This window comes from Rothia sp. HMSC073B08 (genome assembly GCF_001812975.1).
Taxonomy (GTDB): domain Bacteria; phylum Actinomycetota; class Actinomycetes; order Actinomycetales; family Micrococcaceae; genus Rothia; species Rothia mucilaginosa.
The window spans coordinates 1-419 of the sequence record NZ_KV811054.1 but is presented as its reverse complement, the minus strand read 5'-3'; the positions used below and the strand labels follow the sequence as shown (position 1 = coordinate 419).

Here is a 419-nt window from a genome sequence, read left to right as displayed (position 1 = left end):
TCACCCACACTCAACTCGGAAGAGCCGTTAATGCCGAAGGGAGAAGAATCAACCCCAGAGGGATAAGATCCAACCACGCTCAGATAATACCCCTTACCAGGCTTTAAAAAACCGGCAGGAATCGTAATCTTACGCTGAAAATGACCGTTAGGAATCAGACCATGAAAAACCCGCTTCAAGTACGGAGAATCTGCAGGAACTAAATCCTCGAAATCTAAATAACGATGATAACTTTCAGGATTATTCGGGTCGATTTCCACAAGAGTAAAACTTAGCTTATTCATCCCGTCAAAACCCGAACCCGTCATATTGATTTCAATTGGTTTTCCGGAATTAATCTGCTCCTCAGAAATAGAATCCACATCATAGGTAATAGAAGGCAAAACAGGCTCTTCAGAGTTGAGTGTGGTTGGAGGCAT

General features: G+C 43.0%; 1 pseudogene. It reads right to left on the bottom strand.

Annotated elements, in window-relative coordinates:
• Positions 1–383: pseudogene (locus tag HMPREF2884_RS09090) on the bottom strand (siroheme synthase); the annotation flags it as partial.
• Positions 384–419 lie beyond the last annotated feature (36 nt).